The following is a 14,607-nucleotide window of genomic DNA, read 5'->3' on the forward strand; positions in this document are numbered from 1 at the left end:
CGATCTGTGCCCGGAAATCCACATATCGCTGAACGTGGATGGCGCAGGGGTTCTGATCTGGGCTACGTTGCTGGCCGGATCGCGGGGGATCTCTGTTTTGCGTGTTCCCCGCTGGACGAAACGGGGAGGGACATGCGGATCAATCAGCTTGCGCGCCGTCGGGGTGTGCGTGTGGTCGCGCGCCTCGGTGTTCTGGCCGGGGCGGTCGGCGTCGCGGCGCTTGCCGGGGGGCACGCCGCGAGCGCCGCGACCACGCAGGCCGCCGCGCGCGGGGTCGTCATCGTGGCCGAGGACCCGAAAAGCACCGGCACGGCGGCCGGCGAGAAGGCTCCGGGCGACGACGAAACCCCGGGCACCCCGCCCGGCGACGGCGGCGAGACCCCACCGAGCGACGGCGGCGAGAACCCGCCCGGTGATGGCGGCGAGAACCCGCCCGGTGATGGCGGTGAAACCCCGCCCGGTGATGGCGGTGAAACCCCGCCCGGTGATGGCGGTGAAACCCCGCCCGGTGACGGCGGTGAAACCCCACCTGGCGACGGCGGCGAGACCCCGCCCGGCAACGGCGGCGAGACCCCGCCCGACAACGGCGGCGAGACCCCGCCGGGTGACAACGGTCCGGGCGAGACTCCGCCCACCGACGACACCGGCGCGGGGGGCGGCACCGGCGACGACGATCAGGACGCCGACGTGGCGGACGGCAACGACGACAACAACGACGACGACAACGGCGGCGGCGGTGGCGGAGGCCTTCCGGTCACCGGCCTCAACGTGGCCGGGATGGCCGGTCTCGGCGGCGCCGTAGTGGTCGGTGGTGTGGTGCTGCTTCTCGTCACGCGGCGCCGCCCGGAGACCCGGCAAACCCCGGACTCCCAGGCCTGACGACAGTTCGATCGGATCCGGCCGCGGCTGGAGGCCGCGGCCGGATCCGTCTGCCCCGAACGTGATCGATTTCCCAGGTGGCGGGCCTGCGGCCGGACATCGGCGTTCGCCACTGCTTGGTAATATTCGGCGTTGTGACCGAGTCTTCGCAGGGCAGCATGCGGGGCTATGGTCCCTTCCCGGAGGGTGCCGAGCCGACCGCGCCGATCGGCATGCATCAGCCGCCCGCGGCCCACGTCCCGCCCCAGCCGACCGGCGGCCACGACGGGCAGCCGATGAGCGAGACCCAGGCCAGCGGCCCGCCGTCGAGCGGCCCGCCGTCGAGCGGCATCCCTGCCGGCGTCCCATCGAGTGGCATCCCGGCCGGCGTCCCGTCGAGTGGCATCCCGGCCGGCAGGCCCCCGTCAAGCGGCGCCCCCTCCGGGGGAAACCCGAGCTACGGCCCCTTCCAGGCCGCCGCCCCCGACCCCTTCGGTGAGAAGCAGGAGGGCTGGACCGAGACGCCGTACGGATTCAACGCCCCTCCCGGCCGCCGCATCGAGCCCTCGCCCCCGCCCGAGCGCAACCGCCTGGTCGTCGGCATCCTGGCCGGCCTGGTGGTGGGCCTCCTTCTGTTCGGCACGGGCGGCTATTTCGCGGGCCGCGCCACGGCCCCCAAGACTCCCGAGGCCGCTCCGGCCCCCGCGCCCACCGCAACCGGCGGGCTCGGCGTGTTCGAGCAGAGCCAGGTGACGATCAACCGGGAGGATTTCGCCGGCACCGGCTTGACCACGATGTCCGAGGGTTTCCTGCCTTATCTGTCGGCTTGCGCCCGCCCCAAGGCCAACGCGGGTGAGAAGCTGCGGGTCCGGTGCACGCTCGACGGCATGAGCGCGATCTTCGTGGAGTACAACTCGGTCGCCGATCGGGACAAGGCTCGGGTGAAGGCGCTGGGTCAGGCGGTCGATGCGCGTTCTCTCACTCCGGGGGTCGCCCCGGCGGTCGAGCAGGCCACCCCTTCGGGTCGGGTCACGGGCAACTACGTGGAGTACGCATACCGTCTCACGGAGAGTGGCGCCACGCGGACGGTCGCCGGGATCTGGTGGGACGACGCGCAGACCCCGGTCGCGGGTTACCTCTTGGCGTACTGGGAGGACGGTCTGGGTGCGAAGTGGGACCCGATGCGCGATCTCTGGTCCCGGTACGCCTGAATTGCCCGCCAGTATCGTGAGCTGGGCGTAAGCAAGTCTGTGCCCTAAGTCCCATCCGCTGCCGAATCATGGATCCTTGACCGAAGTGCCATCCGCGACCTAGCCTCGCGTTACACAAGGTTTGTTCGACCATCGCATGCAACACGCACAACATAGATCGCATTACATTACGGCATCACTTGTAGCCTGCAAGCAGCCAGCACTTTTGGCCCCGGCGCCCGGACCGCACGCGCCGTGAGGTCCGATATATGGGCGGTTGGCCCCGTCGCACCCTTTGTGGGCGGCGGTCCGATGACGCCTGCGGTCGTCTTGCCTTGGTCGGGCATCCCGTCAGATGGTCCGCGCGCTTGCAACGCGCGGGCGGCGAAGGGAGACGCGGCGAAATGACCGCCCTGGACTGGGTGCTGGTGGTGGCGATCGTCGTGCTGGCGACGCTGGTGGTGGCCGGCATGGTGCTCGGCGCCCGTGCGCTGCGCCAGCTGCACAAGGTCCGGGCTGACGATCACGGGCAGGGTCAGGCCGTCGACGACGCGCTGGCCAAGGTCGAGGACGCCAACGCCAAGGTCGAGGACGCGAACGCGAAGGTCGACGACGCCAACGCCAAGGCCGCTTCCGTCCGCGCCGAGGCCGCCGCCGCCAAGGCCGAGGCCGCCGCCGCTCGCGCCGAGGCCCGCCGGGTCCTCGAGACCGCGCACGGCGAGGCCGACACGATTCTCGAGCACGCGCACCGCCAGGCCGAGGCCGACGCCGAGCAGGTTCGCGCGGCCGCCCGCCGCCAGGGCGAGCGCGAGGTGGCGCTGCTCAACACGACCGCGAAGGAGCAGGCGGCCGAGGTCGAGCGGCGCACCGCCCGCATCGACGAACGGGAGCGGCTGCACGCCGACGAGGTGGAGCGCCTGGTCGAGCGGGAGCGCCGCCTCGCGACCATGGACGCCGACCTCGCCTCGCGGGAGGCCGCGCTGGCCGAGCGTGAGACCGCCCTGGCCGGCGTCGAGGAGTCGAAGCGCCGCGAGCTGGAGCGGATCGCCGGTCTGACCGCCGAGGCCGCCCGGACGGAGCTGGTCGAGGGCATCGAGGCGCAGGCCAAGCGCGAGGCCGCGATCCTGGTGCGCGACATCGAGAGCGAGGCCAAGACCACCGCGGACACCCGGGCCCGGCACATCGTGGTCGACGCCATTCAGCGGATCGCCAGCGAGCAGACCTCGGAGAGCGTGGTCAGCGTGCTGCATCTGCCCAGCGACGAGATGAAGGGCCGGATCATCGGCCGCGAGGGCCGCAACATCCGCGCGTTCGAGTCGGTCACCGGGGTCAACCTGATCATCGACGACACTCCCGAGGCGGTGCTGCTCTCCTGTTTCGATCCCGTACGGCGGGAGGTGGGCCGGCTGACCCTGGAGAAGCTGGTGCTGGACGGGCGCATCCACCCGCACCGCATCGAGGAGGTCTACGACAGCGCCAGGAACGAGGTCGACGTGCTCTGTGACCGCGCCGCCGAGGAGGCGCTGGTCGACGTCGGCATCACCAACCTGCACCCGGAGCTGTCCAAGCTGCTGGGCCGCCTGCGGTATCGCACCAGCTACGGCCAGAACGTGCTCAAGCATCTCGTCGAGACGGCCCACATCGCCGGCATCATGGCCGCCGAGCTGGGCCTGGATGTTCCGACGATGAAGCGGGCGGCGTTCCTGCACGACATCGGCAAGGCGCTCACCCACGAGGTCGAGGGCAGCCACGCGCTGATCGGCGCCGACCTGGCCCGCAAGTACGGCGAGTCCGAGGACGTGGTGCACGCGATCGAGGCGCACCACAACGAGGTGCAGCCGCAGACCATCGAGGCCGTGCTGACTCAGGCCGCGGACGCCTGCTCGGGTGGGCGGCCGGGTGCCCGCCGGGAGAGCCTGGAGGCGTACGTGAAGCGTCTCGAGCGCATCGAGGAGATCGCCTCGACCAAGGCGGGCGTGGAGAAGGTGTTCGCGATGCAGGCCGGGCGCGAGATCAGGGTGATGGTGCGCCCGGACGACATCGACGACATCGGCGCCGCGGTGCTGGCCCGCGACGTGGCGAAGCAGATCGAGGAGGAGCTGACCTATCCGGGCCAGATCCGCGTCACGGTCGTCCGGGAATCACGAGTCACCGAGCTCGCTCGTTAGGCCCAGCTGTTCGCGCAGGATGTCGGCGTGCCCGCAGTGTTGCGCCAGCTCGCGCAGCATGTGCAGGTAGACCCAGCGCAGCGGTACGGGCCCGCGTCGATTTCCGGGCAGTTCGTCGTCCAACTCCAGGGAGGCGACAGCACGTCGCGACGACTCACATGCGGCCAGGTAAGCGGCTCGAACGGTGGCGATGCTGTCCGAATCGTCCAGGTGGAACGATTCGTCGGAGTCAAGAGGGATGCCGATATCGGCCCGGGACCGCCCGGTGACGGCCTCGTCGAACCACACCTTCTCGACGAACGTCGCGTGCTTGACCAGACCCAGCAGCGTGGTGCGGGACGGCACGAGCGACCGCCGTACCTGCTCCTCGGTCAGATCGTCGAGGCAGTCGTGCAGAGCCTGGCGGTGCTCGTTGAGAAAGACCTCGAACTGGGCTCGTAACGGCTGCTGGATGACGTCGTCCGCGGAGATCATGACCGAAGCATGTCAAGCGGGGTGGCCCCGGATCAACCCGGGGCCACCAGCATTACAGCGTTCCGCCGCCACCACCGAGGCCGGGCTCGATGGTGCGCTGCTCGAGGTCGGCGCCGGAGGCCCGGGGCGCGCGGCCCTTGCGCCGGGTGCGCCGGCTCAGCCAGCCCGCGAAGGCGGTGAGGGCCGAGTTGATGATGATGTAGATGATCGCGGCCACGATCGCCGCCTGCACCACGTTGCCGAAGTTGGCCGAGAGGTTGTTGACGCCGAGCTGAATCGTTTCCCCGTACGAGATGATGTAGCCCAGCGCCGTGTCCTTGACCAGCACGACGAGCTGGCTCACGATCACCGGCAGCATGGCCCGGGCCGCCTGGGGGATGAGGATGTTGCTCATCACCTGGCCCTTGCGCATGCCGATCGCGTACGCCGCCTCGCTCTGCCCCTTGGGCACCGAGTGCACGCCGGCCCGGAACGCCTCGGCCAGAACCGACCCGTTGTAGAGGGTCAGGCCCAGCACCACGGCCCAGAAGATCGACATCGGCTGCTCGGTGAGGAACGGCACCCCGAAGAAGATGAAGAACATCAGCAGCAGCAGCGGTACGGCCCGGAAGAACTCGACCACCACGCCGGCGGGCACGCGCACCCACCAGTGGTCGGAGAGCCGCCCCACGGCGAAGACGATGCCGAACACCAGCGACAGCACCATGGCCACCGCGGCCGCTTTGAGCGTCTCCAGCAGGCCCGGCAGGATGTAGTCGCTCCAGGTGCTGGCCCGGGTGAACGGCTCCCACAGGTTGCCCGCCCACTGGCCCTTCTCGTCGAAGCGCGAATACACCCAGTAGAGCAGCGCGGCCACGCCGATGCCGAAGACGATCGTCAGGACGAGGTTGCGCGCCTTGGCCTTGGGCCCGGGGTGGTCGTAGAGGACCGCGTCGGTGCTGCTCATGACGCCTCTCCGCTTCGCTCCGAGCCGACAAGAGCAATGCTGCTGAGCCTAATTGTTCGTTCGCTGCGCTCTCTCACCTCTTCACCGCCAGGCGGTTGGCCAGCCAGCCGAACGCGTAGCCGGTGGGGATCAGCACGACGGCGAACGTGCCCGCGAAGACCAGGAAGATCGGGATGACGGCGTCGCCGTTCGCGTTGATCAGGTCCTTCATCGCGTTCGACGACTCCATCAGGCCGATCGTGCCGACGATCGTCGAGTTCTTGCAGAGCGCGATGAGGATGCTGCCCAGTGGCGCGATCACGGCCCGGCCGGCCTGCGGCAGGACGATGATCGTCAGGGTCTGCCGGAACGACATGCCGATCGCCCGCGCCGCTTCGGCCTGGCCCGGCGGCACGGTGTTGATGCCGGAGCGGATCGCCTCGCACACAAAGGCCGCGGTGTAGACGGACAGGCCGACCACTCCGAGCCAGAAGTTGTTGAGGTCGATGTCGTCGGCCAGCGAGAGACCCAGTGTCGAGAAGAGACCGAAGTAGCAGAAGAAGATGATCAGGGTGAGCGGCGTGTTCCGGAAGATGTTGACCCACGCCGTGCCGAAGCCGCGCAGCACCGGGACCGGGGACACCCGCATCGCCGCGAGCAGCACGCCGAGCACCAGAGCACCGACGCCGCCGGCCAGCGTGAGCTTCAGGATCCAGAGGAAACCGGTTATGTATACGTCCCGGTTGGCCGGGTCGGAGAAGACGTCCATCGGCACCTTCGCTGGGGATGTGGGACAAAGGCGGCGGGGCCGGTCTCCCGGCCCCGCCGACTAGAAGTGGATCAGGCGCAGTTGCTGAGCTTGCTGGCGTCCAGCTCGGGCGCCGCGGTGCCGCTCTTGCCCAGCGTGTCGTCCCAGGCCTTCTTGTACGACCCGTCGGTCGCGGCCGCCTTCAAGATGTCATTGATCTTGTTGCAGCCCGCGCTGTCGTCCTTCTTGAGGCCGATGCCGTACGGCTCCTCGCTGAACGGCTTGCCGACGACCTTGAACTTGCCGGCGTACTGGTCCTGGGCCGCGTAGCCCGCGAGGATGATGTCGTCGGTGGTGACCGCGTCGACCTGACCGCCGGCCAGCGCCGTCACGCACTTGGAGTACGTGTCGAACTGCTGGAGCTTGGCGTCCTTGTACTCCGTCTGGATCCGCTTGGCCGGGGTCGAGCCGCTCACCGAGCAGACCCGCTTGCCGGCCAGCGACTCCGGGCCGGTGATCGTCGAGTTGGTCGGCACCAGCAGGTCCTGGCCCGCGATGAAGTACGGACCGGCGAAGTTGACGACCTTCTTGCGCTCGTCGTTGATCGTGTACGTCGCCACGACGATGTCGACCTGACCCTGCTGGATGTACGGCTCGCGGTTGGCCGACACGGTCGTCTTCCACTCGATGCCGGACTCGGGAACTCCCAGGCCCTTCGCGATGATCTTGCCGATCTCGACGTCGAAGCCGGTGTAGGTGCTGCCGGACTGCAGGCCCAGGCCGGGCTGGTCGGCCTTGACGCCGATGACCAGCTTGCCGCCGGCCGCCTTGCCCTCGATGCCCTTGGCGCCGCTGCTGCCGCTGCCGCTGCCCTCGTCGTCGCCGCCGCACGCGGCCACGGCGAGCGCCATGGTGAGCGCTCCGAGCGTGGCTGCCAATCGGGTGATGCGCATGGTTGTCGCTCCTCGAATCGTTGCTTTAAACAAAGGCTTCAGTGCGTGAGGATTTTGGAGAGGAAGTCCTTGGCGCGGTCGCTCTTCGGGTTGGCGAAGAACTCGGCCGGGGGAGCGGACTCGACGAGCTGGCCGTCGGCCATGAAAACGACGCGGTTGGCCGCGTGCCGGGCGAAGCCCATCTCGTGCGTGACGACGACCATCGTCATGCCCTCCTTGGCCAGCGAGGTCATGACCTCGAGCACCTCACCGACCATCTCGGGGTCGAGGGCGCTGGTGGGCTCGTCGAAGAGCATCGCCTTGGGCTGCATGGCGAGGGCGCGGGCGATCGCCACGCGCTGCTGCTGACCGCCGGAGAGCTGGGCGGGGTATTTCTCGGCCTGGTTGCCGATGCCGACGCGCTCGAGGAGGGCCATCGCGCGGTCGCGGACGACCGCCGGCTTCTCCTTGCGGACCTTGACCGGGCCGAGCATCACGTTCTGCAGGATCGTCTTGTGCGCGAACAGGTTGAACGACTGGAAGACCATGCCGACCTCGCTGCGCAGCCGCGCCAGCGGGCGTCCCTCGGCCGGCAGCGCCTGGCCGTCGAACGTGATGGTGCCGTCGTTGATCGGTTCGAGCCGGTTGATCGCGCGACAGAGCGTGGACTTGCCGGAACCGGACGGTCCGATCACGACAACGACCTCGCCCTTGGCTACGGAGAGGCTCACGTTGTCGAGAACGTGGAGCGGACCGAACCACTTGTTCACTTTGTCGAGGACGATGAGAGCCTCGTCGGACACTGCTGGACCACCGTCCCTGTTCTGGCGGATCACCCGGATGGGCACACTCTATGTGGGCCCTTGTATCGGTTCACACCGAGAATGGTCACGGAGCGGTAACACAGGGAGTGCGAGGCGCGAGCATTGTCCACCATGTTCGGTATGGCTGACATGGATCCGACAAGCGGCCTTTGGAACTGGGCGGCCGCATCGTCCCTCTCCGAGGAACGGGTCCACGGCGCGCTCGCGGGAGCGCTGGAGCGCACGGTCGTGCCGCTCGGCCCCGAGCCGGCCGGTGAAGCCGTGTTGTGCGACGTCTATCACGTCGGCGGCGACTTCCCGACCCTGATCGATGTCTACCTGGCCCCGGAGACGATCGCCGAGGCCACCGCGGCCAGCGCGGTCGCCGTCCGGCTGGAGGTCGAGATCATCCTCCCGGACGACACGCTCGACCCGACCCGGTTCGTGCTGGCCCGGCCGGACGGCAGCCTCGGGCTCGTGCACGCCGACGAGGTCGAGACCGACGACGGCCCGGAGCGGCGCAACGTGCGCCCGTGCGACGGCGGCCCCACGGGTTGCGAGCGGCCTGCCGCCTGAATCGGGTACGGCGTACCCTGGTCAATTGCCATGACTACAGAGACAGTGGGCGCCACGCGCACGTACGACGTGCGCACGTACGGCTGCCAGATGAACGTGCACGACAGCGAGCGCATCTCCGGTCTGATGGAGGACGCGGGCTACGTGCGCGCCGCCGATCCCGAGTCGGCCGACGTCGTGGTGTTCAACACCTGTGCCGTACGGGAGAACGCCGACAACCGCCTCTACGGCAACCTCGGCCATCTGCGGCCCACGAAGCTGAAGAAGCCGGACATGCAGATCGCGGTGGGCGGCTGCCTGGCCCAGAAGGACCGCGGCGACATCGTCAAGAAGGCGCCCTGGGTCGACGTCGTCTTCGGCACGCACAACATCGGCTCGCTGCCCGCCCTGCTCGAACGCGCCCGGCACAACGCCGAGGCCGAGGTCGAGATTCTCGAGTCGCTCGAGGTGTTCCCGTCGACGCTGCCCACCAAGCGCGAATCGACGTACGCGGGATGGGTCTCGATCTCCGTGGGGTGCAACAACACCTGCACGTTCTGCATCGTGCCGTCGCTGCGCGGCAAGGAGAAGGACCGCCGCCCCGGCGAGATCCTGGCCGAGGTCGAAGCCCTCACCAAGGAAGGCGTCCTCGAGGTCACGCTGCTCGGGCAGAACGTCAACTCGTACGGCGTGGAGTTCGGCGACCGGCTCGCGTTCGGCAAGCTGCTGCGCTCGACCGGCCAGATCGAGGGCCTGGAACGGGTGCGTTTCACCAGCCCCCACCCCAAGGACTTCACCGACGACGTGATCGCCGCGATGGCCGAGACGCCGAACGTCTGCCACTCGCTGCACATGCCGCTGCAGTCCGGCTCCGACCGCGTGCTCAAGGCCATGCGCCGCAGCTACCGGCAGGAGAAGTATCTCGGCATCATCGACAAGGTGCGGGCCGCGATGCCCGACGCCGCGATCACCACCGACATCATTGTCGGCTTCCCCGGCGAGACCGACGAAGACTTCGAGCAGACCCTCGAGGTGGTCCGGCGGGCCCGCTTCTCCAGCGCCTTCACGTTCCAGTATTCGAAGCGGCCCGGCACCCCCGCCGCGATCATGGAGGAGCAGCTGCCCAAGGCGGTCGTGCAGGAGCGCTACGAGCGGCTGATCGCGCTGCTCGAAGAGATCACCTGGGCCGAGAACAAGAGGCTCGTGGGCGAAAAGGTCGAGGTGCTCGTCGCCGTCGGCGAGGGGCGCAAGGACGAGCGCACGGGCCGGATGAGCGGCCGCGCCCGCGACGGCCGGCTGGTGCACTTCGCGACCGGCGGCCTCACCCCGCGCCCCGGCGACATCGTCGAGACCGTGGTGACGTACGCGGCGCCGCACCACCTCAACGCCGACGGCGCGCCGCTCAGCCACCGCCGCACCCGCGCGGGCGACGCCTTCGAGGCCGGCCGCACACCGAAGCTCAAGGGTGTCTCGCTGGGTCTGCCGTCGCTCGGGGTTCCGGCCCCGCTGCCGGCGGCCGAGGGCTGCTCGCTCTGATCCGTTCCAGCAGCGCCGTCGTCGCGGGCGGGTCGGGCGCCTCGCCGGCCACCGCGACGAGCACCCGCCGGCGCAGACCGGGCAACGGCACCACCCGTACGAGGTCGTTGCGGTGCGCCGCCAGCGCGAGCGCGGGCAGCGTCGTGACCCCGAGGTTGCGCGCGACCAGCTGCTGCGCCGCCACGTAGTCGTCGGTGGTGAACCGGATGTCCGGGGTGAACCCCTCGGCCGCGCACGCCCGCAGCAGCTCGTCGCGGCAGCGCTCGCACCCGCCGATCCAGCGCCGCTCGCGGTGGTCGGCCAGCCGGTCACCGGTCCAGCCCGCGGGCCGCACGAGGTAGGTCTCGTCGGCGAAGAGCTCCTCGGTGCGCAGACCGGCCACGTCGGGCCCGGCGTCGTGCGTGAAGATCACCGCCACGTCGACCTCGCCGCGCCGCAGCAGAGCGATCGCCTCGGGCGGCTCGGCCTCGCGGAAGCGCAGGTCGACGCCGGGGTGTTCGGCGTCGAAAGCGGCCGCCGCCGCGGGCACGAAGGTGCCCAGGGCGGAGGGGAAGGCCGCCAGCCGTACCCGGCCCGCCCGCAGCCCCGAGTGCGCCGCCAGCTCCTCCTCGGCCGCGTCGAGCCGCCCCAGGATCTCCTCGGCCCGGTCGGCCAGCAGACGGCCCGCCTCGGTCAGGCGGACCCCGCGACCCACCCGCTGCACCAACCGGCTGCCGGTCTCGGCCTCGAGCCGCGCGAGATGGTGGCTCACCGAAGGCTGGGCGTAGTGCAGCGCCTCGGCGGCCGCGGTGACCGACCCGGTTTTCGCGAGCGCGACCAGCACGCGCAGGCGGGTGACATCCAGCATCGGACCAATGTATCGATGCTGTCTATGGAATCGTTCAAGATCCGGCATTGGACCTATGCGTGCTCGGCCCCCGACGATTGACGACATGTCCTTCTCGTACGCCGATGTCCGCGCCGCCGTCCCGACAATCAGCCGCCACCTGCCACCGACACCGATGTGGTCGTACCCGGTGCTGAACGCGGCGGTAGGCGCGACCGTGCACGTCAAGCACGAGAACGCGCAGCCCGTCGGCGCCTTCAAGGCCCGGGGCGCCCTCAACTTGCTGGCGTCCACACCCGGCCGCGGCGCGGTCACGTACTCGACCGGCAACCACGCCCAGTCGATGGCCTGGGCCAGTCACCTGTTCGACACCCCGTGCACGGTCGTCATGCCCGAGGGCGCCAACCCGGCCAAGGTCGCCGCCGTCCAGGCCTGGGGCGCCACGGTGATCCTGACCGGCGCCACCCTGGCCGACGCGGAGGCCCACGCCGTCGACCTCGCCGACCGCACCGGCCACCGCCTGGTCAGCCCCGGCGACACCCCCGAGCTGCTGGCCGGGGTGGGAACGCTGTACCAGGAGATCCTGACCGCCCGCCCGGGCCTGGACGCCATCGTCGTGCCCGTGGGCAGCGGCACGGGCGCGGCCGCCGCGGCCGTCGTCGCCGAGGCCGTCGCGCCGCGCTGCGAGGTGATCGCCGTGCAGTCGTCGGCCTCGCCGGCCGCGCACGACTCGTGGCGCTCGGGTGCCCTGTGCACCCGCCCCAACAAGACCCGGGTCGAGGGCCTGGCCACCGGCCGCGGCTACGACCTGCCCCAGCAGATCATGCGCAAGCACCTGGCCGACTTCGTGCTGGTCTCCGACGACAGCATCGCGGAGGCTCAGCGCCTGCTCGCCGCCGCGGCCCACACCCTGGCCGAAGGGGCGGGCGCCGCGGCTCTGGCCGCCCTGCTGGCATTCCCGGACCGCTTCGCCGGCCGCGAGGTAGCCGTCATCTGCTCCGGCGGCAACGCCTCCCCGACCGAACTGGCAACCCTCTCACCCGACGCTCAGGTTGCCGATCATGTCGCGAAGGATCGCGGCCCAGCTGAGGGTGGCCAGCAGGTCGCGTAGTGAGGTCCTGAGCAGCTCTTTCTGCTTGTCGAGCCCGTCCGCCCCGGCCCATCGAACGTTGCTCGCCATCGATCTCCCCCTCGGGTTCAGCGGCGAGGATCGCACACCGGCGAAAGAAGCGGCGACCCCTCGAAAGTTCGAGGAGCCGCCGCGACGAGTTCGGAATGAGGGCCGAGGGCTCAGGAAGCCTGCTCGGCCAGGGCCAGGAACTGCTTCTTGGAGTTGAGCGCCTGCTCGGCTTCCTTGACCCGCTTGGCGTCGCCGGCGGCCTTGGCGCGCTCGAGCCGCTGCTCGGCCTCGGCCACCTGCTCGCGCATCTGCTGCAGCAGCGGGTTGTCCTGCGGGGTGGTCTTGCGCCAGGCCGAGTCCATCGCCACGCGGATGCGCTCCTCGGCGGCCCGCCAGCGACGGTCGAGCGACGCGGCCGACTCGCGCGGGACCCGCCCGGCGTCGTGCCACGCGGCCTGGGCGTCGCGCAGCTTGTTCTGCGCGCCGCGGGGGTCGGCGTCGACGTCGAGCGCCTCCACCTCGGCCAGGATCGCCTGCTTCTTGTCGAGGTTGCCCTTGTATTCGGCGTCGCGGGCCGAGAAGACCTCGCTGCGGCGGGTGAAGAAGGCGTCCTGCGCGGCCCGGAAGCGTTCCCAGAGGCGCTGCTCGGCCTCCTTGGCGGCGCGCGGCGCGGCCTTCCACTCGGCCATCAGCTCCTTGAGCCGGTTGGCGGTGGCCGACCACTCGGTCGAGTCGGCCAGGCCTTCAGCCTCGGTGACCAGGTCTTCCTTGGCCGTCTGGGCCTGCTTGCGCTGACCGTCGAGGGTGGCGAAGTGGGCGCCGCGGCGGCGGGTGAAGCCGTCGCGGGCCGTGGCGAACCGCTTCCACAGCTCACCGTCGGTCTTTTTGTCGACGCCGCGGATCGTCTTCCACTCGTCGAGGATCTCCTTGAGGCGGTCGCCGGCCGACTTCCAGCCCGTCGACTCGGCGGCGATCTTTTCCGCCTCCTCCACCAGGGCCGTCTTGCGGGCCACGGCCTCGGTGCGGGCCGTCTCGCGGGCGGCCCGGGCCTCGCCGGCCTTCTCCTCGGCCAGGGTGGTCAGGCGGTCGAGCCGGTTGCCGAGCCCCTCGATGTCGCCCACCACGTGCGCCTCGTCGAGCTGCTGGCGCAGCCGCTTGACGCTGGTCAGCGAATGCGAGGCGTCGGCGGCGCCGGACTTGAGGCGGGCCTCGACGAGCTCGACCTCGGTCACGAGGTCGGCGAAGCGCCGCGCGAAGTGGGCCAGCCCTTCCTCGGGGGTGCCCGCCTGCCAGGAGCCGACCACCCGGTCGCCCTCAGCGGTCTTCACGTACACGGTGCCGTCGGCATCCACGCGCCCGAAGGCCGTCCAGTCGTTCATGACCCATCCTCGTCTTCCCGGCATCACCGATCTCGCCTGACCGGTGACCACCGCCACAGCGCAGTCGAACGCCTAGCTTCTCTACGGCATTCTTTCTCGCGCATTGTCACAGGTCCAACCCGGTTACGGGGAAGCGCCCGCCGATGACCGTGGCCAAACCTTGTCCTACCGTTGCTCCGTGCCGTTCGCAGGAGCTCCCGGAGTGATCACCGTCGTCGGGCCGACGGCGGCGGGCAAGTCCGCTCTCAGCATCGCTCTCGCGCACGAACTGGGCGGCGAAGTGGTCAACGCCGACTCGATGCAGCTTTACCGCGGCATGGACATCGGCACCGCGAAACTCACCATGGCCGAGCGTGCGGGCGTTGCGCACCATCTGCTGGACATCTGGGACGTGACGTTTCCGGCGGCCGTCGCCGAATATCAGGGCCTGGCCCGCGCGGCGATCGACGACATTCTGGCCCGGGGGCGGGTGCCGCTGCTGGTGGGCGGGTCCGGGCTCTACGTGCGGGCGGTTCTGGAGGAGTTCGAGTTCCCCGGCACCGACCCCGGGATCCGGGCCCGGCTCGAGGCTGAGCTGGCCTCCGTCGGTCCTGCTGCGCTGCACGATCAGCTGCGGACGAGCGATCCGGTGGCGGCGGAGCAGATCCTTCCCTCGAACGGGCGACGCATCGTGCGCGCGCTGGAGGTCATCGAACTGACCGGCCGGCCGTTCACCGCGGCCCTGCCCGCGCCGACGCCGCATTACCCGTCGGTGCAGATCGGGGTCGACCGGCCCACCGACGTGCTCGACGAGCGAATCGCGTTGCGGGTCGACTTGATGTGGGCGGCCGGGCTGCTCGACGAGGTGCGTGCGCTGCTTCCCCGGGGGCTGCGCGACGGCCGTACGGCGTCCCGGGCGCTCGGCTATCAGCAGGCGCTCGCGCAGGTCGACGGCACTGCCACGGAAGAAGCGGCCAAGGCGGACACCGTACGGGGGACTCGCCGGTTCGTCCGGCGGCAGCGCTCGTGGTTCCGGCGCGACCCGTCGATCACGTGGCTCGACGGGGGCTCGCCGACGCTGTTGGCGGACGCCCTGGCGCTTACGGAATGATGG

General features: G+C 70.1%; 13 protein-coding genes and 1 pseudogene. 7 read left to right on the top strand and 7 right to left on the bottom strand.

Translation table 11 applies throughout. The annotated features are described in order from the left end of the window. Positions 1-171: 171 nt before the first annotated feature. The 3 genes and pseudogenes from BKA14_RS37815 to rny form a co-directional block, all read left to right on the top strand. A complete protein-coding gene (locus tag BKA14_RS37815) occupies positions 172-879 on the top strand; it encodes a hypothetical protein (protein WP_184955530.1) in 708 nt (235 codons plus the stop codon). Between the two features lie 134 nt (positions 880-1,013). Continuing rightward, a complete protein-coding gene (locus tag BKA14_RS37820; protein WP_184955531.1) occupies positions 1,014-2,069 on the top strand; it encodes a hypothetical protein in 1,056 nt (351 codons plus the stop codon). Between the two features lie 605 nt (positions 2,070-2,674). After that, positions 2,675-4,216 (top strand): annotated as a pseudogene (gene rny / locus BKA14_RS37825) (ribonuclease Y); the annotation flags it as partial. Here the strand turns inward: rny and BKA14_RS37830 are convergent. The 5 genes from BKA14_RS37830 to BKA14_RS37850 all read right to left on the bottom strand — a co-directional run bounded on the left by BKA14_RS37830 (position 4,190) and on the right by BKA14_RS37850 (position 8,098). Beyond that, positions 4,190-4,690 (bottom strand): DinB family protein, encoded by a 501-nt coding sequence (locus tag BKA14_RS37830; RefSeq protein ID WP_184955533.1) that lies wholly within the window; start codon positions 4,688-4,690, stop codon positions 4,190-4,192. The pseudogene rny and the gene BKA14_RS37830 sit on opposite strands and share 27 nt — an antisense overlap. Positions 4,691-4,742: 52 nt before the next feature. Further along, positions 4,743-5,636, bottom strand: coding sequence for an amino acid ABC transporter permease (locus BKA14_RS37835; RefSeq protein WP_184955534.1), 894 nt, complete (start codon positions 5,634-5,636; stop codon positions 4,743-4,745). Positions 5,637-5,709: 73 nt separating this feature from the next. Continuing rightward, positions 5,710-6,384, bottom strand: a complete 675-nt coding sequence (locus BKA14_RS37840; RefSeq protein WP_184955535.1) for an amino acid ABC transporter permease — start codon at positions 6,382-6,384, stop codon at positions 5,710-5,712. Between the two features lie 71 nt (positions 6,385-6,455). Then, positions 6,456-7,316: a glutamate ABC transporter substrate-binding protein gene (locus BKA14_RS37845; protein WP_184955536.1), complete on the bottom strand. Its 861-nt coding sequence runs from the start codon at positions 7,314-7,316 to the stop codon at positions 6,456-6,458. A gap of 38 nt (positions 7,317-7,354) precedes the next feature. Beyond that, positions 7,355-8,098: an amino acid ABC transporter ATP-binding protein gene (locus tag BKA14_RS37850; protein ID WP_184955537.1), complete on the bottom strand. Its 744-nt coding sequence runs from the start codon at positions 8,096-8,098 to the stop codon at positions 7,355-7,357. A gap of 141 nt (positions 8,099-8,239) precedes the next feature. Here BKA14_RS37850 and BKA14_RS37855 point away from each other — a divergent pair, with 141 nt between their 5' ends. Together BKA14_RS37855 and miaB are read left to right on the top strand one after the other, a co-directional pair. Then, entirely contained in the window at positions 8,240-8,674 is a 435-nt protein-coding gene (locus BKA14_RS37855; protein ID WP_239092521.1) for a hypothetical protein, read from the top strand. Positions 8,675-8,704: 30 nt separating this feature from the next. Next, the gene (gene miaB, locus BKA14_RS37860) at positions 8,705-10,189 is read left to right on the top strand and encodes a tRNA (N6-isopentenyl adenosine(37)-C2)-methylthiotransferase MiaB (protein ID WP_184955539.1); all 1,485 of its coding nucleotides are present in this window, start codon (positions 8,705-8,707) and stop codon (positions 10,187-10,189) included. On the opposite strand, the gene BKA14_RS37865 is transcribed toward miaB, so the two are convergent. Next, positions 10,113-11,036 carry a LysR family transcriptional regulator gene (locus BKA14_RS37865; RefSeq protein ID WP_184955540.1) on the bottom strand — a complete coding sequence of 308 codons (924 nt, stop codon included), beginning with the start codon at positions 11,034-11,036 and terminating at the stop codon, positions 10,113-10,115. The genes miaB and BKA14_RS37865 overlap by 77 nt on opposite strands. 85 nt (positions 11,037-11,121) lie before the next feature. Between BKA14_RS37865 and BKA14_RS37870 the strand changes: the two genes are divergently transcribed. Next, on the top strand, positions 11,122-12,126 hold the full coding sequence (locus tag BKA14_RS37870; RefSeq protein WP_184955541.1) for a threonine ammonia-lyase: 1,005 nt from the start codon (positions 11,122-11,124) through the stop codon (positions 12,124-12,126). Positions 12,127-12,305: 179 nt separating this feature from the next. Here the strand turns inward: BKA14_RS37870 and BKA14_RS37875 are convergent, their stop codons facing one another. Then, positions 12,306-13,514, bottom strand: coding sequence for a DUF349 domain-containing protein (locus BKA14_RS37875; RefSeq protein ID WP_184955542.1), 1,209 nt, complete (start codon positions 13,512-13,514; stop codon positions 12,306-12,308). A 160-nt stretch (positions 13,515-13,674) separates the two neighbouring features. On the opposite strand from BKA14_RS37875, the gene miaA reads away from it, so the two are divergent. Beyond that, positions 13,675-14,604: a tRNA (adenosine(37)-N6)-dimethylallyltransferase MiaA gene (miaA, locus tag BKA14_RS37880; RefSeq protein WP_221477413.1), complete on the top strand. Its 930-nt coding sequence runs from the start codon at positions 13,675-13,677 to the stop codon at positions 14,602-14,604. The last annotated feature ends 3 nt before the right edge of the window (positions 14,605-14,607 follow it).

Source organism: Paractinoplanes abujensis (genome assembly GCF_014204895.1).
In the GTDB taxonomy this organism is placed as follows: domain Bacteria; phylum Actinomycetota; class Actinomycetes; order Mycobacteriales; family Micromonosporaceae; genus Actinoplanes; species Actinoplanes abujensis.